This is a genomic window from Streptomyces sp. NPDC030798 (genome assembly GCF_055572275.1).
Genome location: NZ_JBVIDR010000003.1, coordinates 77,247 through 103,383, shown reverse-complemented (window position 1 = coordinate 103,383; position 26,137 = coordinate 77,247). Strand labels below are relative to the sequence as shown.

General features: G+C 72.2%; 24 protein-coding genes. 8 read left to right on the top strand and 16 right to left on the bottom strand.

Annotated features, from left to right (window positions below; all coding sequences use genetic code 11):
* Positions 1-199: 199 nt before the first annotated feature.
* Positions 200-1,762, top strand: a complete 1,563-nt coding sequence (locus ACZ404_RS08765; protein WP_468437387.1) for a hypothetical protein — start codon at positions 200-202, stop codon at positions 1,760-1,762.
* Between the two features lie 149 nt (positions 1,763-1,911).
* Here the strand turns inward: ACZ404_RS08765 and ACZ404_RS08760 are convergent, their stop codons facing one another.
* The 14 genes from ACZ404_RS08760 to ACZ404_RS08695 all read right to left on the bottom strand — a co-directional run bounded on the left by ACZ404_RS08760 (position 1,912) and on the right by ACZ404_RS08695 (position 15,149).
* A complete protein-coding gene (locus tag ACZ404_RS08760; RefSeq protein WP_468437385.1) occupies positions 1,912-2,709 on the bottom strand; it encodes an enoyl-CoA hydratase/isomerase family protein in 798 nt (265 codons plus the stop codon).
* Positions 2,706-3,953: a cytochrome P450 gene (locus ACZ404_RS08755; RefSeq protein ID WP_468437383.1), complete on the bottom strand. Its 1,248-nt coding sequence runs from the start codon at positions 3,951-3,953 to the stop codon at positions 2,706-2,708. Before ACZ404_RS08755 ends, ACZ404_RS08760 begins: the two co-directional genes overlap by 4 nt.
* A 95-nt stretch (positions 3,954-4,048) precedes the next feature.
* Positions 4,049-5,410: a cytochrome P450 family protein gene (locus ACZ404_RS08750; protein ID WP_468437381.1), complete on the bottom strand. Its 1,362-nt coding sequence runs from the start codon at positions 5,408-5,410 to the stop codon at positions 4,049-4,051.
* A gap of 13 nt (positions 5,411-5,423) precedes the next feature.
* The gene (locus ACZ404_RS08745; RefSeq protein WP_468437379.1) at positions 5,424-5,984 is read right to left on the bottom strand and encodes a GTP-binding protein; all 561 of its coding nucleotides are present in this window, start codon (positions 5,982-5,984) and stop codon (positions 5,424-5,426) included.
* Positions 5,985-5,987: 3 nt separating this feature from the next.
* Complete coding sequence (locus ACZ404_RS08740) at positions 5,988-6,371, bottom strand: DUF742 domain-containing protein (RefSeq protein WP_468437377.1); 384 nt, start codon at positions 6,369-6,371, stop codon at positions 5,988-5,990.
* Positions 6,368-7,213, bottom strand: a complete 846-nt coding sequence (locus ACZ404_RS08735; RefSeq protein ID WP_468437375.1) for a roadblock/LC7 domain-containing protein — start codon at positions 7,211-7,213, stop codon at positions 6,368-6,370. Before ACZ404_RS08735 ends, ACZ404_RS08740 begins: the two co-directional genes overlap by 4 nt.
* Entirely contained in the window at positions 7,210-8,391 is a 1,182-nt protein-coding gene (locus tag ACZ404_RS08730; RefSeq protein WP_468437373.1) for an ATP-binding protein, read from the bottom strand. The genes ACZ404_RS08735 and ACZ404_RS08730 overlap by 4 nt, the downstream gene beginning before the upstream one ends.
* A gap of 389 nt (positions 8,392-8,780) precedes the next feature.
* Positions 8,781-9,056 (bottom strand): DUF4190 domain-containing protein, encoded by a 276-nt coding sequence (locus ACZ404_RS08725; protein ID WP_468437371.1) that lies wholly within the window; start codon positions 9,054-9,056, stop codon positions 8,781-8,783.
* 3 nt (positions 9,057-9,059) lie between these two features.
* Positions 9,060-9,272, bottom strand: coding sequence for a hypothetical protein (locus ACZ404_RS08720; protein ID WP_468437369.1), 213 nt, complete (start codon positions 9,270-9,272; stop codon positions 9,060-9,062).
* 346 nt (positions 9,273-9,618) lie between these two features.
* Positions 9,619-9,819: a response regulator transcription factor gene (locus tag ACZ404_RS08715; protein ID WP_468437367.1), complete on the bottom strand. Its 201-nt coding sequence runs from the start codon at positions 9,817-9,819 to the stop codon at positions 9,619-9,621.
* A gap of 141 nt (positions 9,820-9,960) precedes the next feature.
* Positions 9,961-10,653 (bottom strand): GAF and ANTAR domain-containing protein, encoded by a 693-nt coding sequence (locus ACZ404_RS08710; RefSeq protein WP_468437365.1) that lies wholly within the window; start codon positions 10,651-10,653, stop codon positions 9,961-9,963.
* A gap of 104 nt (positions 10,654-10,757) precedes the next feature.
* On the bottom strand, positions 10,758-11,432 hold the full coding sequence (locus ACZ404_RS08705) for a DUF6215 domain-containing protein (protein WP_468437363.1): 675 nt from the start codon (positions 11,430-11,432) through the stop codon (positions 10,758-10,760).
* An 86-nt stretch (positions 11,433-11,518) separates the two neighbouring features.
* Positions 11,519-12,997 carry a glutamate-cysteine ligase family protein gene (locus tag ACZ404_RS08700; protein WP_468437361.1) on the bottom strand — a complete coding sequence of 493 codons (1,479 nt, stop codon included), beginning with the start codon at positions 12,995-12,997 and terminating at the stop codon, positions 11,519-11,521.
* A gap of 85 nt (positions 12,998-13,082) precedes the next feature.
* Complete coding sequence (locus ACZ404_RS08695) at positions 13,083-15,149, bottom strand: SpoIIE family protein phosphatase (RefSeq protein WP_468437359.1); 2,067 nt, start codon at positions 15,147-15,149, stop codon at positions 13,083-13,085.
* Between the two features lie 174 nt (positions 15,150-15,323).
* On the opposite strand from ACZ404_RS08695, the gene ACZ404_RS08690 reads away from it, so the two are divergent.
* Positions 15,324-17,798, top strand: a complete 2,475-nt coding sequence (locus tag ACZ404_RS08690) for a SpoIIE family protein phosphatase (protein WP_468437357.1) — start codon at positions 15,324-15,326, stop codon at positions 17,796-17,798.
* Positions 17,799-18,120: 322 nt separating this feature from the next.
* Here ACZ404_RS08690 and ACZ404_RS08685 read toward each other — a convergent pair whose 3' ends face one another.
* Complete coding sequence (locus ACZ404_RS08685) at positions 18,121-18,942, bottom strand: NAD(P)H-binding protein (RefSeq protein WP_468437355.1); 822 nt, start codon at positions 18,940-18,942, stop codon at positions 18,121-18,123.
* Between the two features lie 84 nt (positions 18,943-19,026).
* Here ACZ404_RS08685 and ACZ404_RS08680 point away from each other — a divergent pair, with 84 nt between their 5' ends.
* Positions 19,027-19,605: a TetR/AcrR family transcriptional regulator gene (locus tag ACZ404_RS08680; RefSeq protein WP_468437353.1), complete on the top strand. Its 579-nt coding sequence runs from the start codon at positions 19,027-19,029 to the stop codon at positions 19,603-19,605.
* 3 nt (positions 19,606-19,608) lie between these two features.
* Here ACZ404_RS08680 and ACZ404_RS08675 read toward each other — a convergent pair whose 3' ends face one another.
* Positions 19,609-21,465 (bottom strand): acyl-CoA dehydrogenase family protein, encoded by a 1,857-nt coding sequence (locus ACZ404_RS08675; RefSeq protein ID WP_468437351.1) that lies wholly within the window; start codon positions 21,463-21,465, stop codon positions 19,609-19,611.
* Between the two features lie 396 nt (positions 21,466-21,861).
* On the opposite strand from ACZ404_RS08675, the gene ACZ404_RS08670 reads away from it, so the two are divergent.
* From ACZ404_RS08670 to ACZ404_RS08650, 5 genes are all read left to right on the top strand, one after another.
* The gene (locus tag ACZ404_RS08670; RefSeq protein WP_468437349.1) at positions 21,862-22,545 is read left to right on the top strand and encodes a ScbR family autoregulator-binding transcription factor; all 684 of its coding nucleotides are present in this window, start codon (positions 21,862-21,864) and stop codon (positions 22,543-22,545) included.
* Positions 22,546-22,662: 117 nt separating this feature from the next.
* Positions 22,663-23,901: a cytochrome P450 family protein gene (locus ACZ404_RS08665; RefSeq protein WP_468437347.1), complete on the top strand. Its 1,239-nt coding sequence runs from the start codon at positions 22,663-22,665 to the stop codon at positions 23,899-23,901.
* Between the two features lie 259 nt (positions 23,902-24,160).
* Positions 24,161-24,790, top strand: a complete 630-nt coding sequence (locus ACZ404_RS08660; RefSeq protein ID WP_468437345.1) for a ScbR family autoregulator-binding transcription factor — start codon at positions 24,161-24,163, stop codon at positions 24,788-24,790.
* A 97-nt stretch (positions 24,791-24,887) separates the two neighbouring features.
* Positions 24,888-25,592 (top strand): sigma factor-like helix-turn-helix DNA-binding protein, encoded by a 705-nt coding sequence (locus ACZ404_RS08655; RefSeq protein WP_468437343.1) that lies wholly within the window; start codon positions 24,888-24,890, stop codon positions 25,590-25,592.
* Between the two features lie 105 nt (positions 25,593-25,697).
* Complete coding sequence (locus ACZ404_RS08650) at positions 25,698-26,096, top strand: ACT domain-containing protein (RefSeq protein ID WP_468437341.1); 399 nt, start codon at positions 25,698-25,700, stop codon at positions 26,094-26,096.
* Positions 26,097-26,137: the final 41 nt, after the last annotated feature.

Sequence of the window (26,137 nt, the reverse complement as noted above, 5' to 3'; positions counted from 1 at the left end):
CCCCGGCCCCCGGCGCCCGCAGACCCTCACGGCGGCGGGGCTCCGGGCCCTGCGCAACCCCTGGGGCGTCCGTGCCTTGCGGATACCCGCCGTGGTGCCCCGGTTCTCCGGACACCCACTGTCGGGGCCGCCCGTACGGGCCGTACACTGGCCGATCCGCAGGTACACGGGGGCAGTTGAAATCGGGGGGGAGCCCGTCATGTCTGGTTATCCGTACGGTCCGAATCCGGCGTTCGTGCCGCCGATGCCGTCCGCACCGCCGCCGGCGCCGCCGGACGGGCTCCGGGCCGCCGCGGTCGCGGTGGCGAACCTGAGCGGTCTCGGGCTCGGGTACGCGCTGGTGCGAAGATGGATCCCGATGGCCGCCTGCTGGGTGGCGACCGTCGTCCTGCTGCTCGTCGCCCTGCCCGCCGACGCCGACGGCGTCCCGGGGATCGCGCTCGTCGTCTACGCCCTGCTGCTGCTGCTCGCCGCCGTGCACGGCGCGACCGTCGGACTGCGCACCCGGCTGACCTGGCCCGGCCGGGCACCCCTCGCCCTCGTGCTCGGCGTGCTGCTGCTCGCCGTGCCGGCGGGCGGCGCGGTGTGGTACGACGACGCGCACGAGGAAGCCGTGCAGCAGGCGCTGCTGGACCGCCTGGAGAAGGCCGACCACATGGTGACGGCGGCCGGACGGCACCGGTTCGCCACCGCCCAGTCCGACTACCGCGACGCCCTGGACGTCTACCGGGACCTCGCCGTCCACCATGCCGGTTCCCGCGCGGCCGACCAGGTGCCCGACCGCATGCGGACGTACTACACCACGGTCGCCGCCGCCTACGGCCACCGGCAGTACTGCGACGCCATCGAGCCGCTCAAGTACCTGCGCACGGTGCCCGGCACCATGCCGGAGAAGGACCTCGGATCGCTGTCCCGGTGGCCCGACGACCGCCTGGCCACCTCGCTGTACGAGTGCGGTTCGGCCGGGCTCGACGCCGGCGGCAAGGACTGGGTCACGCGCTTCGGCGACCTGCTCACCACCTTCCCCCGGTCCGAGTCCGCGACCAGGGTCGCACCCGCCGTCGACGCACAGGTGAAGAAGGCCGAGAAGGCCGTGTCCGGCGGCGACCCCTGCAGCGCCGTCGAGCAGCTGCGCAGCCTGAGCAGCAGCATCGGCGACCTGTCCCGGAACGCGGGCGACACCGCGGGCGACCTGACGAAGTCCGCCGACCGGGCGGGCCGCAGCTCGGACGCGGGGGAGTACGCCTGCGGCGTCGACCAGTACAAGGACGGCGACTTCGACGCCGCCCAGCAGACCATGGAGAGCTACGTCTCCGACAACAAGCACGGCAGGAACCGGGACCGCGCCAAGAAGATCGCCATCGGCGCCGAGGTGGCCCAGACCCTGCCGGGCGCCGGGAAGAAGCTGCCCACCACCGCCTCCGGCGGCAGCATCTCCGTCACGGTCAAGAACGACAGCCCGCACGACGTGACCGTCCTCTACACCGGCCCGGTCACCGGCAGCTTCACCCTCAAGGGCTGCGGCAGCTGCCGGTCGTACTCGCTGGCGGACACGCTCCGCATCGGCTTCAAGCCGTGCAACTCCAGCAGCAAGAACTATCCGCAGCGCACGCTGAGCCTGCCCGTCGGCACCACGTACTTCCTGCACAAGCCGCACGGCGACAGCACCGCCACCCCGGCGTCGGACACGGCCAAGCTCCGGCCGGGATACATCTACACCGAGTGCGCGTACACGACGCAGACGCTGGGCTCCAGCTACTGACCGCGCACGCGGGACATGCACGGCGGGGCGGCCCTTTCGAGCCCGCCCCGCCGGGGAGCTGCTCGGGGACGCGCCTCGGTGCCCTTCGTTCGGTTCACGCCGGGCTCGCGAGCCCGCTCCCTGATCCGGCCTGATCCGAACGAAAGACCCTAGGAGGGGTCCGCCACCTGGTGCGGGCGGGGCCGGTTGAGCTGGGCGGTCAGGAGATGGGCGTCCAGGAGGGCCACGTCGGCGGTGCGGGCGGCGCGGGAGTGGCCCGCGAACATGCGCTTGGTGAGGATGAGCGCTTCGGGGGAGCGGCGGACGAGGGGTCTGACCCAGGCGGCCACGGTCGCGTCCAGCTGGTCCAGCGGCGCCACCTTGTGCAGGAGCCCGATGCGGTGAGCGGTGGCCGCGTCGAACGTCTCGCAGGTCAGCATGAGTTCACGGATGCGGGCGGCGCCGCCCTCCACGATCAGCCGGCCCATGGCGCCGCCCCACGCGGGCGGCAGGCCGATGCCGATCTCGGGCATCCGGAAGCGGCAGGTGTCGGCCCCGGCGCGCAGGTCGCAGAAGGAGGCCAGCGCGAGGCCGGCGCCGATGACCCTGCCGTGCAGCCGGGCGATGGTGACCGCGTGCGTGTTCTCCAGGGCGTCGCAGACGCGGTACGCCTTGTCGGCGATCCGGCGCATGGCGGCGCCGGTCGGGTCCTCCGCCAGCGCGGCCCGGTACTCCTCCCGGTCGGCGCCGAGGCAGAAGTCCTCGCCGGCGGCGGACAGCAGCAGCACCCGGATGTCGGGGCGGTCGTGAAGACTGTGCAGCAGGGCGGCCAGGTCGTCGAGGGCGGCGACGGTCAGCGTGGCGTCCTGCGCCGAGGGGGTGAACCGTACCCGGAGCACCGGCCCGTCGTGTTCGACGTGCAGGGCCTTGTACGGGAAGTGGGGGGAGGGGGTGACGAGGTCGGTCATGACAGGGCGACGTCCAGGTTGAGCAGGCGCCGGAAGGCCACTCGGGGGGCCCACGACGGCCGGCGTACGAGGGTGAGGCGGGGGAAGCGCCGCACCAGCTGGCGGAGCAGGGTCTGGGCCTCCAGGCGGGCCAGGGGCGCGCCGAGGCAGTAGTGGATGCCCCCGCTGAAGGCGAGGTGGGCCGGCTTGCGGTGCAGGTTGAACAGCTCCGGGTCCTCGTGCCGGGCCGGGTCGCGGTGCGCGGCGCCCACCATGAGGTGGACCATCTCGTCCTTGCGGACATCGATGTCGCCGAGCACGCAGTCCTGTGAGGCGACGCGGCTGATCACATGGGTCGGCGGGTCGTAGCGCAACGTTTCTTCCACCGCGGCGGGCACCAGGTCGGGGTGGACGGTGAGCCACTCCCACTGCCGGGGGTGTTCGAGCAGCAGTAAGGTCATGGTCGACAGCAGCGTGGAGGTGGTCTCCAACGCCGCCAGCAGGACGAACAGCGTCAGGAAGTAGACGGCCTCGTCGGCCCTGTCCCGGTCGCTCTCCATGCCGTCCCACACCCCGATCCACCGTGAGACGGGGTCGTCGCCGGGGCGGGTCCGCCGGTGGCGCACGAGGTCCATGAAGTAGTCGCGCAGCTCCGCGGTGGCCGCGTCGGACAGCGCCAACTGGCTGGCGGAGGGCAGCAGTTCCTGGGTGAAGACCTGGTCGTGGGTGAGCTCGCGCAGCCGCGGGAAGTCGGCGGCCGGCAGCCCGAGCCAGTGCCCGATCGCGGCGACCGGCAGCTCCTCGCTGACCAGGGCGTTGAAGTCGGCCTCGCCGCCGTGCAGTTGCTCGGCGAGGGAGTCGAGGAGCCTGCCGGTGATGCGCTCCAGGGTGCCGCCGATCTCCTCCAGGGAGGCGCGGTCGAACATGCCCGCCGACCGGCGCACCACGGTGTGGACCGGAGGGTTGAGCGCGGGCAGGGTCCGGCTCATCTCGCGCGAGGAGAGGGCCGTCCAGCGGGTGCCGTCCCCCTGCCCCTCGCGCCAGCGGGCGTCCGGTTCCAGCCAGTCACGGCTGCGCAGGATCTGGTCGCACAGGTCGAAGCCGGTGATGAGCTGCCCTCCCCACGGGGCTGCCACCACCGGACCCCTCGACCTCAACTCCGCGTATATCGGAAAGGGGTTGGACTGGCCCTGGGCAGTGCGCAGCCGCGCGAGGAGCGAGACGGCGAATCGTCTGTCCGAGGGCGGAGTTATCGCAGTCTCCACGACGTCTCCTCATGATCTTCTGTGTCAGCCGCCATGCATACCCCTCCCGCGACTGACACATACAAGATGACTATTCGTCGGGAGAGTTGCCTACGTCACTCTCCTCGCGTCCACGCCAGGAAGCGGCTGAACAGTCCCGGTTTGGGCTTGGGCGCGGCATGGTGCGCCGTGCCGCCCGGCGCCCGGTGCTGCGGGGCGGGCTGCGGCTCGGGCTGCGGCGCCGGTGCCGGCGCGGGTGCCGGCGCCGCCGCGCGCGGCGTGAACCGGACCGGCAGTGCCACCAGAGACCGGCTCCACGGGGCCGGCACCCAGCTCAAGTCCTTGAAGGGCACCCGGACTTCGACGTCCGGCAGCCGGTTGAGCAGGGTCTCGACGGCCGTGACGGCGATCACGAACGCCGGGTCCTTGGCGGGGCAGGCGTGCGGCCCGGCCCCGAAGGCCAGATGGGCCTTGGCGCTGAGCTGCTCGCGGTGTTCGGCCAGCCGCGGATCGGTGTTGGCCGCCGCGAAGGAGATCACCACGGGGTCGTCGGCCCGCAGGATCCTGCCGCCCAGCTCCACGTCGTGCGTGGGGTAGTGGGCCGCGTAGTTGGCGATCGGCGCGTAGTTCCACAGCGCCTGGGTGACCGCGTCCTCGACCGGCAGCCCGGTCTGCCACTCCTCGCCGAGGATCAGCGCGCTGCTGGTGCCGATCGTCGCCGACAGCGGCGCGGTGCCACCGGAGAGCAGCGTCACCAACTGGTGCAGCACCTCCTCGTCGGAGAGCTGCGCGGAGTGCTCCATCAGGCGGGTCGTCAGATCCGAGCCGGGACGGCGCCGCTTGAGCGCGATCAGCTCGCCGAGCGCCTCGCCGAGCACCTGGTCCGCGCCGGCCGTGCCGTCGAAGATGCCGCTGATGCCGACGATGACCCGGTCACCGATCTCCGGCGGGCAGCCGAACAGCTCGCTGAAGACCAGCAGCGGCAGCGGCTGGGCGTACTCGGCCATCAGCTCGGCCTGCCCGAGCCGGTCCGAACTGAACCGGCTGATCAGGTAGTCGGCGGACTGCTGGGTCTGCCGCACCAGCTGGAGCTCGTTGACGGTCGCCAGACTGTCGGTGACCGCCTGGCGCAGGCGGGCGTGCGCCGCCCCGTCGCTGAACAGCGCGTTGGGCCGGTAGCCCATCATGGGCAGCGCGGGGCTGTCCTCCGGGACGCGTCCCTCGTTCAGCGCGCGCCAGCGCCGCGAGTCCCGGACGAACGAAGCGGGGTTCTGCAGGATGTACAGGGCGGCGTCGTAGCTGGTGACCAACTCGACCTCCACCCCGGGGGCGATGTCGACCGGCGCGCTCGGACCGAGGCCGCGCAGGTGTGCGTAGTGGGCGTCGGGATCGGAGCCGAACTGCGGGCCGTAGAGCTGGACGTTGCCGTGGGCGGGGCAGCCGGGCGGTGGCCCTGCTATGCCGGGACGCTGCTGCATGCGGGGGAGGCTCCTAGTCGAGAAGGGACAGTAGGTGGTGGACGAGGGTGATGAGGGCCTGCGCCGACGACTGCTGGTCCCGCACGTCGCAGGCCACGACGGGCGTCCGGTCGGACAGGTTCAGCGCCTCACGGATCTCCGCGAGCGGGTAGTCGGTCGTGCCGTCGAAGTGGTTGACGCCGATGGCGTACGTCAGCCCGAACCGCTCGACCAGGTCCAGGACCGGGAAGGACTCCGACAGCCGCTCGGGGTCCACGAGGACGAGCGCGCCCAGTGCCCCCCGGGACAGCTCCTCCCACATCTCCTTGAAGCGCTCCTGGCCGGGCGTGCCGAAGAGGTAGAGCACCACCTCGTCGCTGATGGTCAGGCGGCCGAAGTCCATGGCGACCGTGGTGGTGGTCTTGTCCGGGGTCCCCGACAGGTCGTCGAACCCCACACTGGCTTCGGTGATCTCTTCCTCGGTCTGCAGCGGCTCGATCTCGGAGATGCTGCCGATGCACGTGGTCTTCCCGACCCCGAAGTGCCCCACCACGAGGATCTTCACCGCGGTGAGGACACCTGAATCCAGGTACACGAATCACGCTCCGAATCGGGCTTTGAGGCCGTCGAGTACGGCGTTGAGCACTTCCCGGTCGACCCGTTCGGCGCGGGGCACCGGCTTCCGCGCGATGATCAGACCGCTCTCCTCCATCTGCGCCAGGAGAATCCGCACGATCCCCAGCGGCAGATGCGTGTGGGCGGCCACTTCGGCGACGGAGAGAAAACCGTCCGTGACCAGCTCCAGAACCTGACCGGCCTCCGGGGAAAGCGTCCGGGCCGCGGCACCGGCGTCCTCGTGGGCGGACACCAGGGTCGTCCGCTCATACGCGTGTTCCGGGGGCAGGCCCCGCCCGTTCGTGATCACGAAGAGCGGTACTAATGCGGAGGTCAGCTCCAGTTCCTCGTCCGGCTCGTCATTCACGTGACGCTCGCCTCCCCGCGTGGTACCAGATATGCACTCAACCGGGGCACCACCTGATGCAACCGGGTGGTGAACTCCTCGATATCCGCGTCGTGTTCGGCGGCCGCGGCCAGAAATGCGCCATGCCCGGCCGAGATCAGGAAGATCCAGCCGTGCTGGAACTCGATGACCGTCTGCCGCCACTGCGTGTTCGCAGCCGCGCCGGCGAACTGCGACGTCGCACGGCTGTAGGCGTGAATGCCCGTCATCGCCGCGGAGATGGTGTCCGCCAGGTCCTGGCTCATTCCCGTGGTCGCGCCGCGGGGCAGTCCGTCCCCGCCGAGCAGCACGGCGTGCCGGGCGCCCCGCACGTCACCGACCACCTCGTCCAGGTCCGCCAGGGGGATGCCGGTGCTGCCCGCGGCCGCCTGCTGCGCCCGGCCCCGGCCGGGGTGCCCGTCGGCGCCCTCCGCGTTCACCCGGGGCGGCGAGGTGAGGTTGTTGCCGAGCCGCGCGACCAGCCGGTGCATGCGGAAGGAGATCTGCTGCATGTCGACGTCGGGCGCCGCCGCTGCCGCGAGATAGGCGCCCTGCCCCGCTCCGATGAGGAAGATCCACCCGTGCGAGAACTCGATGACCGTCTGGTTCCACTGCCTGTCCTCCCCCGGCCCGGCGAAGTGCGAGGTCGCCCGGCTGAGCGACTGCATGCCCGCCATGGCGGCGGAGATCGTCCGCACGTCCTTGGCGTCCAGGCCCTCGGTCGCCCCGCGGGGAAGGCCGTCCGCGGACAGCAGGACAGCGTGGCGTGCCCGCGGCACGTTGTGCACGATGTCCTCGAGCATCCACGACAGGTCTGTGGTCATGCGTCATCGGACCCTTCGGACGGCGCCGAGGCGAGGTTGCGGCCCGAGAGCGTGCCCCGCTGGAAGGCTCCGAGGCTGCGGGCCGCGGCGCGGCCGGCGTCCTCCGGGGCCGCGGACGGCGACGCCGCGGGATCCCGGTCGGGGACACTGGCGATGGGTACCTGGCGGGCTCCCCGGCGCGGCAGGCCGCCCGCGGTGCGGGCCACCGGCTCGGGACGGGCGCCGGCGTCACGGATGCTGCTGATCTGGGAGTCCCCGGCCGGTGCCGTCTCCTCCACGGTCCACAGCTCCTCCGGCAGCAGGACGACCGCGCGGACACCGCCGTACCGGGAGACACCGGTGACGTCGACGCGGAATCCGTACTGCTGCGCCAGCAGCGCGATGACCGGGAAACCGAACTTCGGCTGGTTCCCGAGATGCGACAGCCGTGGGCGGTAGTCGCCGGAGAGCAGCGCGGAGGCCCTCTGCCGCTCCTCGTCGTTCATGCCGACACCGGCATCGTCGATGACGATGCACAGGTTCTTCTGCACCCGCTGGAAAGTGACCTCGATGGGCGAACCCTGCTGCGAGAAACTGGCAGCGTTGTCAAGCAGTTCGGCGACGGCGAGGGCGACCGGGGAAACGGCGGACGCCTTCAGCGCAAAACCGGTCTGCTGCATGATTTCGACGCGCCGGAAATTACGGATCTGGCCCTGCGCGCTGCGCACCACGTCATAAACGCTCGCCGGTTTGTTGCGGCGGCCCAGCGGCGCACCGCACATGACGGCAATGCCCTGCGCCTTGCGCGCCATCTGTGCATTGGCGTGGCTGACTTCCAGCAGATCGCCGAGTACGGTATGACCGCCGTACTTCCGCTGGATTTCCTCCAGCAGCGTCAACTGTTCGGCGGCGAGGCTCTGCAGAAAGCGCGCGGAACCCTTGAGAACGGCCTTGGTGCTCTCCTCCGCCGCCTCTTCCGCGTCTTGGATGGTCTTGGCGTGTTCGGCCTTGTGCTGGTGCAACTCACCTCTTAAGGTGGCGAGTTGGCTGTCGGCCTCGCTCAGCCGCTGGGTGAGGGTGGCCTCGACCTGCTGCCTCTTCGCCGCTATGGCCTTGTTGCGACGACTGAGCACCAGGGCCGCGCCGACGGCGATCGCCGCCACCGCAACCAGGCACCACACGAGTGCGTCTCGATTCATGGGAACCTTTCCTATGTGTAGCCTGCAGCCATCGGCGGAGGGCCTCGTAGGAATCCGTGGCACAACCGCTCAGAACGACTCGGACGCCGGTGAGTTGAGAACGGGGGCGATCTCAGAACGGCAACCGGGCCGGTGGGGACCAAGGTCGCAGACGCGGGGATGCTATCACTGACATAGGGGAGCCAACGCACCACGGAGCGGTCCCAACGGGCTTGCTGCGCACGTGGGTTGCTCCTCTTTTGCGGCCCTGCGGGTTCCGATGAGCGAGCCGGTTCGGAAGGGTTCGACCGGCCGACCGGGAAAAGTTGGCCGGTCGTCATTTTCCCGACATCATGCCGGACTCATTGTCCTTTGTCGGACTTGAGTCCGGCGGTGTGTGCGGCCGGGTGTCAGCCGCCCTGGATCCACCAGGACGCCCCCGAGTGCGCGGCCATCACGACGGCGAGCACGACCAGATCGGCGATGCCGAGCCCCAGGCCGAGCAGCGCGCGGAACCGGCGCGGGGTGCCCCGGCGCAGGGCGATGAGGGCCAGCACGATGGCGATGGGGCCGAGGACGATGTTGAGGACGAGCAGTCCGACGAGTCCGAGCACGAAGGAGGCCACGGCCATGCCCTCGGTGTCCCGGCGACCCGTGTACCGGGAGGCGGGTGCGGTGAGTCGCATCGGCTACGCCCTCCCCGCCCGGCGCCGGCGCCGTTCACGGCCCGCGAAGACGAGCAGCCAGACGGCGATGAGCGAGCCGAGGACCAGCGTGACGGGCCAGGGCAGAGAGGCGGCCGCTCCCACGACGATGCCGAGCAGGAGCAGGGCGACGACGAGAAAGAGCACGGTCACCTCCCCGGCCCGGTGAGGGCGGTCGGGGACGGTTGTTGCTGCCACGGCTTCTTCGGCTTCTTGGTCAACGCGTTCATGACACCGCGGGTTACCCGCGAGTCGACTCTCACGCGGCCCGCTTTCGGCCGGGCCGGGACAGCGGCCGGCGACCACCGGCATCCACCGCCCGGCCCGGCCCGCACCGCGAGGCGGGCCGCGTCGGCGCAGGCCGCGACGCGGCCCAGGCGTTCACCAGTGAGCAGGACGGCCGCCTCGAAGTGCCGCAGGCTCCCTGGCCAGGGGGCCCGGCTTCGCCGGCCTGCTCGCCGGCGAGCACGACGGTCTGCGCCTGGTTCCGTGCCACGGTGTCCCGCTCGCCCTCGTCCTGCCCGGGTGAGTACTGCCCGGCCGCTCACAGCCCCAGGGCGACCGCCACCCGCGTCAGCTCCGCCGTGCTGCTGATGTTGAACTTGGCCCGGATCCGGCGCAGGTAGGCGTCGACGGTGTGCTGCGAGAGCCCCATGTACCGGGCCGTCTGCAGATACGTCCGACCGGCGGCGATGTGCCGCAGTGTCTCCCGCTCACGCGGAGCCAGCTCGGGAGTGGCGCTCATGGGGGTGTCTCCTCCGACGGACCGATGGCGACTGTCCGATTGGTTCGTTTCGCCCTGGTTTCACCAGATTGGCAGCCCGACTTCACCACCCTGTCCGCCGACTGTCACAGCGCTGTCACAGGGGAGAGCCCGGGGGAGTGGTCAGCCCGGTGTCGGGCGGTCGGTCCGTACCCGTTGGGCCACGTCGCGGAGTTTGACGTTGTGGTCCTGGGAGATGCGGCGCAGGACGTTGAAGGCGTCCTCCTCGGTCAGGCGGTGGCGTTCCATGAGGATGCCCATCGCCTCGCCGATGGCGTGCCGGCTCTCCAGACCGTGTTCGAGCTGGTCGATGGTGCGGGCGCCGGCCAGGGCCACGGCGGCGTGCGAGGCCAGCAGCCAGGCCGCCGTCTCGATGTCCTCGCCGAACGATCCGGGACGGCTGGAGTAGAGGTTCAGCGCGCCGAAGTCCTCGTTCTCCGCGTACAGCAGCACGCCGGTCATGCTGCCCACCCCCAGGTCACGGGCTCCCGCGGCGAAGTCCTCCCAGGCCGGCTGGGGGTCGGTCAGGTCCGGGATGCGGTAGACGCGGTCACCGCTGTTGCGGCGGACGAGATCGAAGCAGGGCCCCTCGCAGAGCTCGCCCTGCAGCTTGTCGCACTGGGCGACGACGTCCCCGCACGCGGCGAGCGTCACCGTCCGGCCCTTGCGGACGGTGAGAATCCCGGCCGCCTCGCAGCCGGCGACGAGCCGCACCGCCGACGCCGCGATCTCGTCCAGCGTCGCCTGCACCGAATCCTGCTCGAGCAGATGCCGCGCGAGCCGGGCCATCTCCTCGGCGTACTCCCGCCACTCCATCCGCCACCACCCGCCTCGTCGCCCCGTGCGGCCACACTACCGCCGCACCCCCTCGGACGGTTCGCCGTAGGCACCCGTGCCCGCGCACGGCGGACGTGCGCACCTCAGCCGGCGCTCCAGCCCGGCACCGTCGGCAGAACCCGTCCGGCGATGCGGAACAGGGCCGTCTCGTCCGGCGGCACGTCGTCCTGGCGCCAGACGGCGAGCTCGTAGGCACCGCCGCCGTCCTTCGGGTCCCGGGCGACGAGCAGATGGCGGGCGAGACCGCCCGTGCCGGTGTTCACCTTGCCGCCACCGAAGGTGAGGGCGAGGGTGTGGTCGGTGAACAGGATCGCCGTGCGGCCCAGCACCTTCCTCCGCCGCACGGACGGACCGAGCAGATCCGCCATCTCCCCGACCGTCAGGTCGTCGTACGAGGCGGACAGCTTCACCGAGTACGTCGCCGTGGAGACCTCGGCCTCGGGGGTGACGATCTTCACGCCGCCGGCGAGCCTCGTCGTACTGACCGAGCCGTCGGCGCTCTCCGCGCGTTCCCTCGGCGCCCCGAGCAGCACCGGCAGGTCCGGCCGGTTCAGCGCCTCGCACAGCCGCGCGCCCGACACGCGGCCGGACCGCGCGCTCCCGTGCCCGGCCGAGCAGGCCGCCGGCCCCGGGTCACCGGCGCCGCCCATCTCGGCCTGGACCCACAGGCCGCCGGCCAGTACCGCGGCCACGGCCACCGCCGCGAACGCCTGGAGCCCCGGTCTCGGGCCCTTCTGCGGCGCGCCGACCTCGGACATGCGCTCCCCCTCCGCTGCGCTGCTCCCCGACGAGCGCCGGGGGAGCCTATCCGGTGATCGTCACCTTCCGCAGCCGGAATGTCGGCTCAGTCGACCGGCCAGGTGTGCACCGGGGCGTTGAGGTGCATGTAGTCGATGTACAGCTGCGTCATCCGCCGCAGTGCCTCATGGCGGCCGGCCCGGGTCGTGTCCTCGATGCGGTGGAACATCTCCTTCTGCCACACCGCCCCGTTGCGGGCCGTCACACAGCGCTGCTCGATGATGCCGAGCAGCGGCTCGCGCCAGGCCGCGTCCATCCCCGACTGCTCCAGGCCCCGGTGCGCCAGCGGCAGCAGCCGCCTGAGCACCAGCTCGGGCACCGGCACCTCGCCCATCCCCGGCCAGTACAGCCGCGCCTCGATGCCGTGCCGGGCCGCCGTGTGCAGGTTCTCCTCGGCGGCGGCGAACGACATCCGCGACCACACGGGCCGGTCCTCCTCCACCAGGGCGCGGGTGAGCCCGTAGTAGAACGCGCCGTTGGCGAGGGTGTCGGCGACGGTCGGCCCGGCGGGCAGCACCCGGTTCTCCACCCGGACGTGCGGCTTGTCGTGGGCGACGGCGTACACCGGCCGGTTCCAGCGGTAGATCGTGCCGTTGTGCAAAGTGAGCTCCGACAGCTCCGGGACGTCCCCGCGGTCCAGGGTCTCCACCGGGTCCTGCTCGTCGCACAGGGGCAGCAGCGCCGGGAAGTAGCGCAGGTTCTCCTCGAACAGGTCGAAGACGCTGTTGATCCACCGCTCGCCGAACCACACCCGGGGCCGCACCCCCTGGACCCTGATCTCCTCGGGCCGGGTGTCGGTCGCCTGCTCGAACAGCGGGATGCGGGTCTCGTGCCACAGCTCCTTGCCGAACAGGAACGGCGAGTTGGCCGACAGCCCGACCTGGATCCCGGCGATGGCCTGCGCCGCGTTCCAGTAGTCGGCGAAGCTCTCCGGCGACACCTGCAGATGGAACTGGGTGCTGGTGCACGCCGCCTCCGGAGTGATCGTGTCCGCGTAGGTCCGCAGCCGGTCGACGCCGTCCACCTCGATCCGCAGGTCCTCGCCCCGGGCCGCGAACACCTGGTCGTTCAGCAGCCGGTAGCGCGGGTTCTCCGACAGCGTCCCCTCCCCGATGTCGTCCTGCCGGAGCGTGGGCAGGATGCCGATGATCACCAGCCGGGCGCCCACCGACCTCGCCCGCCCCTCGGCGTGGTTCAGCGCGGAGCGGATCTCGGACTCCCACGCGTCGGGGCCGCCGGTCGTCAGCCCCCGGGGCGGCACGTTGATCTCGAGGTTGAACCGGCCCAGCTCCGTCGACCACGCCGGGTCGGCGATCGCCTCCAGCACATCGGTGTTGCGCATCACCGGCTCGGCCTCGTCGTCCACCAGGTTCAGCTCGATCTCCAGGCCGACCTGCGGCCGTTCCGACTCGAACTGCTGCTCGCGCAGCATCTGCGCGAACGCCTCGAGGCACTCCTGCATCTTGATCCGGTACCGGCGGCGGTCCTCGCGGGTGAAGACGAGCGCCGGGACGTCACGTCCCATCGGCCCTCCTGGGTTCCGCTCCTCGGACACCTCTCCACCCAGCGTCGCACCACCGGGCGAGGCCCACCAAGCGGGCGGCCGGCACCTACAGGGCGCGCGCGACGAGCAGCGCCACGTCGTCGTGGTCCTCGGGATGGCGCAGCCCGTACAGCAGGAGGTCGCAGGTCTCCTCCAGCGGCCGGCCCGGCGCGTCCAGGAAGCTCAGCAGCACGTTCAGGCGGTCGTCGATCGGATGCTGCCGGGTCTCCACCAGGCCGTCCGTGTACAGCACCAGCAGGTCGCCGGGGAGCAGCTCGGTGGTGGTGGCCTCGAACGGTACGCCGCCGACCCCGAGCGGCGCCGCGGGCGGCAGGTCCAGCAGCACGGGCGCGGCACCGGGCCGGGCCAGGGCGGGCGGCATGTGGCCCGCGTTGGCGATGGTGCACCGGCGGGTGTGCGGGTCGTAGACCGCGTAGAGACAGGTGACGATGTAGTGCTCCAGATCGCAGGTGATCTTGTCCAGGTGCTGCAGCACCGCGCCCGGCACCAGGTCCAGGTCCGCGTACGCGCAGGTGGCGGTGCGCAGCCGGCCCATGGTGGCGGCCGCGTCGATGCCGTTGCCCATGACGTCCCCCACCACCAGGGCGGTCTTCTCCCCGGCCAGCGGAATGACGTCGTACCAGTCGCCGCCCACCTCGCTGGTGGACTGGGCGGGCTGGTACCGGGAGGCGAGCTCCAGGCCCGTGTGGTGCGGCGAGTGGTCGGGCAGCAGGCTGCGCTGGAGGGTCAGCGCGGTGTTGCGCACGCTCTGGAACCAGCGGGCGTTGTCGATGGCCACCGCGGCGCGGCTGGCCAGCTCACTGGCGAGGACGACGTCGTCCTCGTCGAACGGCTCCGGGTTCAGGGTGCGCTTGAGGTCGAGCGCGCCGAGCACCTCACCGTGCGCGATGAGCGGCACGGCCAGATACGAGTGGACCCCCGCGCGGGCCAGCAGCTCGCCCGCCTCCGCGTTCCGCGCGATGCGCGGCAGGTCCCGCTCGCCGACCTGGCGGACCATCACCGGCCGGCCCGTGTGCACGCACAGGGTGACCAGCCGGTCCCCTTCGTAGGCGGCCAGGTCGCCGGGCGGGTCGGCGGCGCGCAGCGCCTCGGTGGGGTGGGTCGCCTTGAGGGCGAGGGCACGGAAGAGCTCCGGCCCGTTGTCCGGCCGGCGCACCCGGCGGCAGGACAGCGCAGAGTCCAGCACGTCCACCGCGACCACGTCCGCGAGCACCGGTGCGGCGATGTCGGCCAGCTCGCGGGCGGTCTGCTCCACCTCCAGCGAGGTGCCCACCCGGGTGGAGGCGTCCGCGATGAGCGCCAGCCGCCGCCGGGCCCGGTCGGCCTCGGCGGCAGCGCGGTGCCGCTCGGTGACGTCGACGACCGACGCGGCCGCGCCCAGCACCCGCCCGCCGGGGTCCTCCAGCCGGTAGAAGGACAGCGACCAGGCGTGGTCGTGGTCGGGGTCGGACGGGGGCCGGCCCACGTGGTACTGGTCCAGCAGGGGAGTACCGGTGGCCAGCACCTGACGCAGACACGACTCCACGGTGTCGACGTCGAAGAAGGGCAGCGTCTGACGCAGCCGGCGGCCGATGTGGTCCTCGGCCGGGATCCCGTCGATCCGCTCCAGCGCGGGGTTGACCAGGATGTAGTGCAGGTCGGGGTCCAGCAGGGCCAGCCCGATCGGGGACTGGTTGATCAGCCGTTCGCACAGGGCCAGATCCGTCTCCACCCGCTGCAGCAGCGTGTGGTCGGCGGCGATGCCCAGCGCGTACACGTCCCCCAGATCGTCCAGCAGCCGCATGGTGCGGAACTCCGTCAGGCGGCTGCTGCCGTCCTTGTGCCGGACGGGAAAGGCACCGGCCCAGCCCCGCCCGGTCTCCAGCACCTCGGTGAACAGCCCCACCACGGCCTGCAGGTGCTCGGGACGGATGAGCACCCGCGCCGCGAACTTGCCGAGGACGTCCTGCGCCGTGTACCCGAACAGATCCTCGGCCTGCGGGCTCCAGAAGACGATGCGCCCGCTGGTGTCCAGCGCCACCGCGGCCACACTGAGCACGTCCAGCAGGCCCGTCGGCCGGAACTGCTCGGAACTGTGCTCGTCGTCGCCGGCGCGGAAGGAATCCACTGCCATGCCAGGTCCTCCTCCACCGGCCGGGGCCGTCGGTGCCGGTACGGCCGCACGTCCGGACGCCGCGGACCGGTACCTCCATGCTGCCCCCGCCACTCCCGCCGGCCCAACCCCAGGGCCGGGCCGTGCACAACCGGCGGACTGGCAGCACCATGGTGGAGACGGAGGATGGAACCGATGGAACCTGCGGACAAGGGTTTCACCCCGTCCACGTCCGTGGAACCGCGTGAGCTGCTGGACGCGTCCACCGACGCGGCGGCGGTGATCTCGGCCGACGGCGTCGTGGCCGGCTGGACCCGGGGCGCCGAAGCGCTGCTCGGACATCCCGCGCCGGAGGTCGTGGGTCGGCCCGCCGCGCGCCTGCTGGCCATGCCCGAGGACCCCGTCCGGGCCTCCTGCATCGCCGAGCGCTGCCGCAGCGGCATGGGCTGGAACGGCCTCGTCCCGCTCCGGCACCGCGACGGCCGCCGGCTCGAGGCCGACCTGCGGGTCTCGGCGTCCTTCCGGATCGGCGGCCAGGAGTGCTTCCTGGTCTCCGCGCGTGAACAGCGCCCGCAGTGGGCGGTGGGCCAGTCCGTCCTCGACGGCTTCCTCACCCGCTCACCGGTCGGCATGGCCGTGATGGACCTGGACCTGCGCTATGTGTGGCTGAACGACACGCTGGAACGGTTCGGCGGTGTGCCCCGCGAGCAGCGGCTCGGGCGCCGGCTGGGTGAGCTGCTGCCCGGGCTGCAGGCGGACGCCCTCGAAGGGCTCATGCGCAAGGTGCTGTCCACGGGGGAGCCGGTCACCGACTACGAGTACGTCGGCTGGAGCTGGGCCGACCCGCACCGTCAGCACGCCTACTCCACCTCCTTCTTCCCCCTGGTGGACGCCGAGGGCACCATCACCGGCGTCTGCTACATGGTCCTGGACGTCACCGAGCGCTGGAACGCCCGCCAGCTGCTGTCCCTGGTCAACGAGGCCGGCACCAGCATCGGCAAGACCCTCGACGTGTGGCGGACCGCGCAGGAACTCGCCGACTTCACCGTCCCCCGCTTCGCCGACTTCGTCATCGTCGACCTGCTGGAGCCCGTGCTCAGCACCGAGGGCCACGGCGCCTGGCTCACCGACGCCGGACCCGTCTCCGCCCGCCCCGCGATGCGCCGCGCAGGCATGCGGTCGGTGCGCGAGGGCTGCCCCGAGGCGGTGGCCCGGGTCGGCGACAGCGTGGACTTCCTGCCCCCGCCCAACGACGTGAACCTGCTCATCAGCGGGGAGCCGTTCCTCGTCCAGGCACTCGACCCGTCCGACCCCGTGTGGGCCGCCGAACAGCCCGAGCGCGCGGCCCGTATCCGCGAGTTCGGCCTGCACACCCTGCTGTCCGTGCCGATGCGGGCCCGGAACACCGCGCTCGGCCTCACCACCTTCGCCCGCACGCTCAACCCGGCACCCTTCGGCCCCGACGACGTCCTGCTCGCCCGGGAACTGGTGGCCCGCGCGGCGGTCTGCGTCGACAACGCCCGCCGCTACACCCGCGAGCACACCGCCGCGGTCACCCTCCAGCGCAACCTCCTGCCGCACGCCCTGACCGGCGGCACCGCGCTCGAGGTCGCCTCCTCCTACCTCCCGGCCGACGCCACGGGCGGCGTCGGCGGCGACTGGTTCGACGTGATCCCGCTGTCCGGCAGCCGCATGGGGCTCGTCGTCGGCGACGTCGTCGGCCACGGCATCACCGCCGCGGCCAGCATGGGCCGGCTGCGCACGGCGGTGCAGACCCTCGCCGACATGGAGCTGCCGCCCGACGAACTGCTCGCCCATCTCGACGACCTCGTGCTGCGGCTCAGCGACGAGGAGACCGACCGCGACCCGGACAGCCGGAGCACGGCCACCTTCATCGGCGCGACCTGCCTCTACGCCGTGTACGACCCGGTCACCCGGTGCTGCGCCATGGCCCGCGCCGGGCACCCGCCGCCCGTCGTCGTCGCCCCCGACGGGCACGCGTACTTCCCGGAGATACCGGCCGGACCCCCGCTCGGGCTGGGCGGCATGGCCTTCGAGGTCGCCGAGATCGAGCTGGCGGAGAACAGCCTCCTCGGCCTCTACACCAACGGCCTCATCGAGGGCCTCGACCAGGACGTGGAGTCGGGCATGACCCGGCTCGGCACGGTGCTCTCGCGCACCGCCACCGACCTCGGCACCCTGTGCGCCTGCGCCGTACAGGAACTGGTGCCGGCGCCGCAGCCCGACGACATCGCCCTGCTGCTCGCCCGCACCCATGCCCTCGGCACGGACCGGGTCGCCTCCTGGGACGTCCCCACGAACCCGGCCGCCGTCGCCCGCGTCCGGGCCGAGGCGACGCGCCGGGTGGCGGACTGGGGCCTCGAGGACCTCGCCATGACGACGGAGCTCGTCGTCAGCGAACTGGTCACCAACGCCATCCGCTACGCCGAGCCCCCCATCCGGCTGCGGCTCCTCCGCGACACCCGGCTCACCTGCGAGGTCGCCGACGCCAGCAGCACCGCGCCCCGGCTCCGGCACGCCCGCAGCACGGACGAGGGCGGCCGCGGCCTGTTCCTGGTGGCCCAGCTCGCCCACCGCTGGGGAGCGCGGTACACCGCGGAAGGAAAGATCATCTGGGCGGAACTGGAAATCGACCAGGGAATCCCGTGAGGCCGGCTTCCACGGCTCGCACGGCCGCGACGGAGAGCGGATCGCCCGCGCGGCCGGCAGGGCACTGCGCCTTGCATGCCGCCGCGCGTTCGGATGTGGGTGCCGGTGGGCGGGGTGCCGTGGGGTGAGCGCGTTCGGCGGCCTGAACGTGCGGCCGGTGAGCGGCTTGCTCCGGTGGCCGGCGGAGCACGGCCCGCGTTGCGCGGCCCCCGCGGCCCGCACGCGGGTGCCGCCGGGCGGATCGACGGCGCGGTGAGTGCATCGCCGGGGCGGTGCGTGCTCTTGGGAGGTCCGGGCGTTGCCGGCGAGATGGACCTGGCCGTCAGCGGAACGCCGGTGCGTTGCGGGTCGCCCAAGCCGTGAAGGGGGTCGCCGGGCGTCCCAGGATCCGCTCCACGTCCGGGCTGACCGCCCGCTCCTCGGCGGTCGGCGCACCGAGGACGGCGAGGGTTCCCTCCAGTACGGCGCTCGGCATGAACGCGGCCATCTGCGCACGGGCCTCCTCGGGACTCTGCTCGACGAACGTCACCGGCTCGCCGAGGGCATGGGCGAGGGCGGCGGCCCGCTCGCGCGGCGTGGTCGCCGCGGGGCCGGTCAGCGCATAGGTGGCACCGTCGTGTCCGTCCTCGCGCAGGACGGTGGCGGCGACCGCGGCGACGTCGTCCGGATCGACGAACGGCAGGGCCACGTCGGCGAAGGGCGCCGCCACGGTGCGATGGCGACGGACCGGCTCGGCCCAGGCGAGCGCGTTGGAGGCCATCCCGCCCGAGCGCAGCACGGTGAAGGCCAGTCCCGACGCGGCGACGGCTGCCTCGAAGCGTGCCGCGTGCGCGTAGCTGACCGGCCGAGTGCCGACGCCCTGCGACGACAGCAGTACCGCCTTCCCGACTCCGGCCGCGGCGGCCTGCTGCAGCAGCGCCTCCGGCTCGTCCCCGGCCACCAGCAGGAACAGCGCGGCGGCCCCCTGCAGAGCGGGTGCGAGCTCCGCGGGCCGGCCGAGGTCGGCGGCAACGGTCCGCACGCCCGTAGGGACGTCCTCGGGCGCGATGTGCCGCGCCACGGCCGTGACGGCCACGCCCGCCTCGGCGAGCCGCGCGATCAGAGCCCGGCCAACGTTCCCCGTACCACCGGTTACGACGATCACGACATCTCTCCCCACGTATGAGTCAGTTGACTAACTGAGTCGCACGTTAGCCGTCTCCGCGCTGGTGTGTCTATCCTCAGTCAGGTGACTGACTCACCATCCCGGCGGCGCGACAAGCGGGAGCGCCTCGTCGAGGCCGCCGTCCAGGTCTTCCATCGGCAGGGCGTGGAGAAGACCACGCTCGCGGACATCGCGCGCGCCGCCGACGTCCCGCTCGGGAACGTGTACTACTACTTCAGGGCCAAGGACCTGCTGGTCGAGGCCGCCGTGGAGGCGCACCGCGACCGGCTCGCCGCGCTGACGAGCCGTCTGGACACCCTGCCCGGCCCGGCCGCCCGGCTGAAGTCCCTGATCGACGGCTGGGTCGACGAGCGCGAGACGGCGGCACGTTTCGGCTGCCCCTTCGGCACCCTGGCCACCGAGCTCGACAAGCGCGACGACGGTCTGGACCTCGCCGCGGCCAAGGTCATGCGGGTGCTGCTCGACTGGGTCGAGCGCCAGTTCACCGAGCTGGGCCGGTCCGACGCCCCGGACCTCGCCGTCGAACTCGTCGCCGCCTACCAGGGCATGTGCGTCCTCACCCAGACGCTGCGCGACCCCGACCTGATGGCCGCCCAGGGCGCACGGCTCCAGTCCTGGATCGACGGCCTCGCGGGCCGCTGACCGTCAGTCGGCCTCGACGGCGTAGTCCGCGAGCGAGACGCAGCCGGAGTTGGCCAGCGGGATGCCGTCCAGGTAGGCGGCGGGCAGGTCGAAGCCCTCGACCAGGTCCGTCATGTGCGGGGCGAGGCCGCGCAGCACGTCGTCCAGCAACTCGGGCAGCGCGCGGACCTGCTCGGCGGACAGATGACCGTCGGCCAGCAGATCACCGGTGTGCTCGCCGATCTGCTCCAGCAGGAACAACAGGCAGAGCCGTTGCAGCAGTTCACGGGTCTCCCGGCTGTCCGCACGGGCGGCCGCGTCCAGGAAGGCGTCGGCCGCCCGCAGCCGGGCGTGCACCGCGACCATCTCCAGGGCGGCGCCGGACGCGCCGTTCCACCGTTCCACCGGGTCACCGGAGGGCCCCCGGCGCAGCGCGGCCCGGGCCCGGTCCTGCCAGACGGCCTCGGCCCGGGCCAGCAGCCCGCGCAGATGCCGGGGGTCCGTCAATCGCTCGACGGGACCCGGCGGTTCGGGGCTCTGCCGGGCCGGCTGGTGCTCGAAGAGCATCTCGGCGGCTGCCTTCACCCAGATGACCAGGTTGTCGCCCTCGGCGGTGACGGTGCCCTCGATGTACTGCGGGAACTCGGACAGCCCGTTGGCGGCGAACAGGGCCTGTGCACCGCAGCGTTCCCGGCACTCGACGGCGATGTCCCGCGCCTGCCACGTGATCCAGCCCTTGGCCACGGCGATGAGCCGCTCGGCCTCCGCCCGCCGCCCGGCGTCCCGGCCGTTGCGCTCGGCCGTCCAGCGGGCCAGTACGGAGCGGTGCAGGAAGGTCATGGCGTACGCGGTGGCGAGCCCCTTCAAGAGCCGTCCGTGGTGCGGGCGATGGGCGTTGACCGGTATGCGCTCGCTCGCCCGGGGCCCGCTGACCCGCCGGTTGTCGCCGTAGCGGACGGCTATGGCGAGCGCGGCCCGGGTGGCGCCGACGGCGGCGCCGCTCATGCACAGCTTGCCCATCGTGACCCGCCCGATGGACTGCAGGAACCGCTTGCGCCGGTTGCCGAGGCTGCTGTGGAACCGGCCCTCGGCGTCCAGCCGGCCGTACGCGGACTCCAGCAGGGCCTCGCGGGGCAGCCGCACCCGGTCGAACGCGGTCAGGCAGTGGTCCAGCGGGGCACCGGTGCGCAGCGGCAGCCGGCGCACCCGCACTCCGGGCAGCAGGCCCCGCTCGTCGCTCAGCGGCGTCAGGAACAGGAACACGCCCTCGTCCCGCCCCTCGACCAGGAGCCGGGCGGCCACCACGGCGCTCTTGGGGCCGCCGGTCGTGCTGGTGTTGGGCATGAACTTCTGGGCGCCCGGACGCGGCGTGTGCAGCACGAACTCACCCGTGGCGGAATCCCATTCGGCGGTGGTCTCCAGGGCCGAGGCGTCGTTGCCGTGCTCCAGCTCGGTGCACAGGAACGTGCCGGTGCGGCGCAGCGAGGTGAAGTCGGACAGGTCGCGGCGCTCGGCGCCCCCGTGGTCGAGCAGACTGCCGAGGAACAGGTTGTAGTGGATGCTCGCCACGGTGCACAGGCCCCCGCCGCCGTCCACGATCGCCGCCCACTCGTGCAGCGAGGCCAGCAGCGACGGGTCGTCGGCGAGTTGCTCGGCGGCTCCCGCCGTGTCGTTCACCAGGCGCAGCCACTCGTAGGACAGCGCGGCCCGTTCGTCGGCGCTCAGCCCGGGGCGGTGCCGGAACGTCTCCTTGGCGATCAGGTCGCGCCACATGCCGTGGACGTGCTCCCGGTCGTCGCCGTCGAAGAGGAGCCGCGCCAGCTCCTGTCCGGTCGTCTCCGGCACAGAGGGCAGGTGTACCTGGTGTGTCAGAAGGGTCATGGGCCCTCTCCCGTAGTCGCAGATCCGGAAGGCTGGGACGCGCAGAGACAGAAGATACGGACCTCCCGGTTTGCTTATCAAGCCAAATTTCTGCCAACGGTGGCCGAACGCCGGTGTGTTGTGGGCGTTTTCCGGCACGGCGAGTGAGCGTCCGGTCTCAACTCCGCTCACCCGACCCGGATTCCGGCCGTGCAGGACAGAGCCTGCTCGGACGTTGAGATACCGGGCGACAGGTTTTATCGTGGCGGTCAGCGACGGCCCCGGGGGTCCCGCGCACGGGGTGAGGAGGGGGACATTCGTATGCTTGAAAGCCCATCTTCCGGGGTGGCAGGATACGAACCTGTCGGTTTCTTTTTGTGACCGACCGGTCCGTGAAGCCAGTGCGGAGGATGTGCCGTGGCCCTGCAGGAACGAGCGATCAGGACGAGGCGCAGCATCCTGGTGGCCGCCGCCGAGGTGTTCGCCGACGTCGGGTACGAGGCCGCGACCATCTCGGAGATCCTCCAGCGGGCGAACGTCACCAAGGGAGCCCTCTACTTCCACTTCGCCTCCAAGGAGCAGCTCGCCCAGGCGGTGCTGACCGACCAGCTCAACTCGGTGCCGCAGTCCCCGCCGCGCGAACTGGTGCTCCAGGAAGGGCTGGACGCCGGTTTCCTCCTGGCCCATCTGCTCGGCTCGGGCGATCCCGTGGTGCGCGGCAGCATCCGGCTGACCGTGGACCAGGGCTCACCGCACGACGGGCTGGACCGGCGGGTGCCGATGGCCTCCTGGGTCGACCACAACGCCAAGCTGCTCGAACGGGCCAAGGCGAACGGGGAGGTGCTGCCCCAGGTCGACGTCGACGCGGCGGCGAAGGCGTTCGTGGCCGCGTTCACCGGAGCCCAGGTGCTGTCCAAGATAATGAACGACCATGCCGACCTCATGGAGCGGGTGGTCGACCTCTACCGGCACCTGATGACCGGCATCGCGGTCCCCGCCGTGCTCGTGCGACTGGACATGTCGCTCGACCGGGGCAGGCGCGTCCACGAAGAGGTCATGGAGCTGCGCCGGGAGGCGCAGGAGGCTCCGGCCGCCGGCTGAGCGGCGCCGCTTCGCCGGCCGCGGTCGCCGGCACCGCCCCCGCGGGGGAGCGGACCACCTCCATGGGCCCGTCGCAACGCCACACCGTGATGCAGAACCGACCCAGGGAGCACACCGATGGACAAGACCGCCTGCCCGTACGCCGTGGACCTCACCGGCCAGGACCACATGGGGGAGGCCGCGATGCTGCGCGGCCAGGGCCCCGCGGTCCAGGTGGAGTTGCCGGGCGGCGTCCTCGCCTGGGCCGTCGTCCGGCAGACCTACGTGGAACGCCTGCTGACCGACCCACGGGTCTCGCGCAGCGCCCGCCTGCACTGGCCGCCCTTCATCGAGGGCACGATAACCGAGGAGTGGCCGCTCTACCCGTGGGTGGCCAACGAGAACATGCTCTTCGCCTACGGGGAGCACCACACCCGGCTGCGCCGGCTGATGGCCGGGGCGTTCACCGCCCGGCGCTCGGAGGCGCTGCGCCCCCGCGTGGAGGAACTGTCGGCCGAACTCCTCGGCACCCTGGCCGCCCTCCCGCCCGGCACCCCCGTCGACCTGCGCACCTCGTACGCGGAGGTGCTTCCGCTGCGGGTGATCTGCGAGCTGTTCGGCGTGGAGCGCGGCGCCGAGACGGACGCCCTGTCGGCGGCGCTGAGCACGGTGTTCAGCTCCACCGTGAGCGGCGCGGAGATGGAGGCCGCGCGGCTGGAGGCCTTCGGCCGGCTCGCCGCCCTGGTGAAGGACAAGCGGGAGCGGCCGGGTGACGACCTCACCAGCGCGCTGATCGCCGCCCGGGACGACGGCGACCGCCTCACCGAGGAGGAACTGCTCGGCTCCCTCTTCATGTTCATCGCCGCCGGCCAGGACACCACCGCCACCCTCATCACCAACGCGGCCGGCGCCCTGCTGACCCACCCCGAGCAACTGGAGCACGTCCGGGCCGGCCGGGCGACCTGGGCGGACGTCGTCGCCGAGACCATGCGGGTGCACACGCCCGGGGCGTACGCGCCGATGCGGTTCGCGGTCGAGGACATCGACCTCGACGGGGTGAGGATCCGCAAGGGCGACTGCATCCTCGTCAACTTCGCGGCCGGAGGCCATGAAACCGAGCGGCACGGCCCGGACGCCCACCGGTTCGACGTACTGCGCACCACCGACCGCGACCTCCTCGGCTTCGGCCACGGACCGCACCGCTGCCTCGGCGCACCGCTCGGGGAGATCGAGGCGGCCTCGGCGCTCTCCCGGCTCTTCGAGGGCTTCCCGGACGTACGACTGGCCTGCGCGCCCGAGGAGTTGGCGCCACTGCCGACGTTCATGCTGAACGGGTACCGGTCGCTGCCCGTGGTGCTGGGCCCGTCGGCGTCCTGAGCGCACGCCGGCGCGCAACCACGAACTCGAGGTCGTCCCGCCCTCAACGGCCAAACCAGGCACGCGGTTTGCCCGGTGGCCGACGGGGCGGGCGGCTGCCCGGGGCGGGGGGTGTGCGACGTGCAGACGTCGGTGTTTTGGCCATGGCCGGGCATCGGGGCTTGCCGCCCCAAGGACAGGTAAACATACTGAACACGCGGTTTTACCGGGCTGAGGGGCATGAGGGCTCGCTTCCGCGCAGATCCTGGAGGAGGGCGTCATGGTCAAGCAGGTTCGAGCGGTTCGCACCCGGCAGGCCCTTCTCCAGGCGGCGGCGGAGGCCTTCGCCCGCGACGGATACGCACGCGCCTCCTTGCCCGCGATCAGCAGAAAGGCCGGAGTGAGCGCCGGCGCCCTGCACTTCCACTTCCCGAGCAAGGACGCCCTCGCCGGCGAGATCGAGAGCGCGGCGGCACGCACGGTCGAGGAGATGGCCGAGCGCTTCCGCTCCACGGGAGGCAGCGCGCTCGGCATGCTCGTGTCCGCCATCCGCCAACTGGTGGTCGCGTTCGCCGCCGACCCGGTGATGCGGGCCGGCTTCGCGCTCAGCGGCGACCCCACGCGGGACGGCGGGGCGGTGGTGCTGGACTCCTGGCACGGCTGGGTGCGCGAGATGGCCGGCCAGGCCCAGGAGGCGGGCGAACTGACGGACGGTGTCTCGCCCGAGTGCGTGGCCATGGCCGTGGTGGCCGCGACCGTCGGCTTCGAGGTGCTCGGCAGCCGCGACCCGGCCTGGCTGTCCGACGAGCGCATGATGGAGTTCTGGACCGGCCTGCTGCCCCGCCTGGCGGCGGTACCCGGCCGCACCGCAGAGGTCGGGGCGAACAGGCCTTCGGTTCCCGCCGGTTGACGTGTGGTGGATCACAGGGCGCCGGTTGAGTTCCGGGGCGGGGCTCGCCGCGTACCGAGTCATGACGGCGAAGGCCCGGATGCGAGGATGGGGCGCCATGACGGCAGGGTGGTGTTCTCGCACGGTACGGGCCGCGGTGTTCGCGGCCGTGTGCGTGCTGCTCGCCGCCCTGGGCCACGTCCTGATGTCGGGTCAGCACGTGCCCGCCGGCGTGCTGGCCGCGGGACTGGCCGTCACCGGCACTGCCGGCTGGTGCCTGGCGGGCCGTGAGCGGGGGCCGGGACTCGTCGTGACGGTCGTGGTCGTCGCCCAGACGATGCTCCACGAGGCGTTCTCCCTCACCGGGCCGCCGACGGCCGGCATGAACTCCATGGGCAGGAACGTCATGGGCGTGGACACCATGGACATGGGCTCCATGACCGGTTTGAGTCGCCTGGACATGGGCCACACAGTCATGAGCCACATGGGCCCCGGCCCCATGGTCATGCGGCACATGGACGGTGGCCCCATGGACAGGAGCCACATGGGGACCGGCCACACGTTCATCGGTCCCATGGGGCCCCTGGATCCCCTGCCCTGGGGCTCCTCGTTCGGAATGCTCGCGGCCCACCTGCTCGCCGCCCTGCCGGGCGAGCGCCGCGAGGCCTTCGTCCTGACCCATTTGGCCGGTCTGCCGTACGCGGAGGCCGCCGCGGCCGGCGGCTGTCCGGTCGGCACGGTCCGCTCCCGGGTGGCGCGGGCCCGCGCGACGCTGATCGGCCTGCTCGACGAGGCGGAGAAACAGCCCGCCGTCGCGGCCTGACCCCGCACGCCGAGGGCTCCCGCACGGCGCCCTCGGCCCGCGCATCCGGCGGAAGGCCCCCGCGCCTCGGACGGCACCGGGCCCACGTCCCGTAACGTGGTGATCATGGCCGGCGAGAGAGACCTGCGGACGCTGCTCGGCGGCATGCGCCCCGAGCTGAACCCGGGCCGCTACGTGTTCACCACCGTCGAGGGCCGGGTGCCCTCCGGCATCACCCCGGTGGTCACCGTCGCCGAGCAGGAGGGCCTGACCCTGGTGGCGCGGCTGGAGGAGGCGGACGCGGCGGGGCTGGCGTACGACTACGTGGCCGGGTGGATCACCCTGCGCGTGCACTCCGCGCTCGAGGCGGTGGGCCTGACCGCGGCGGTCGCTCGGGAACTCGCCGACGCCGGCCTCAGCTGCAATGTCGTCGCCGGGTTCCACCACGACCACCTCTTCGTGCCGTACGAGCACGCCGAACAGGCCGTGGCCGTCCTGCGCGCTCTGGCCGAGCGCTCCGCCTGAGCCCGCGCGGCGTCACCTCGCCCGCGTAACCGCGCGTCGGC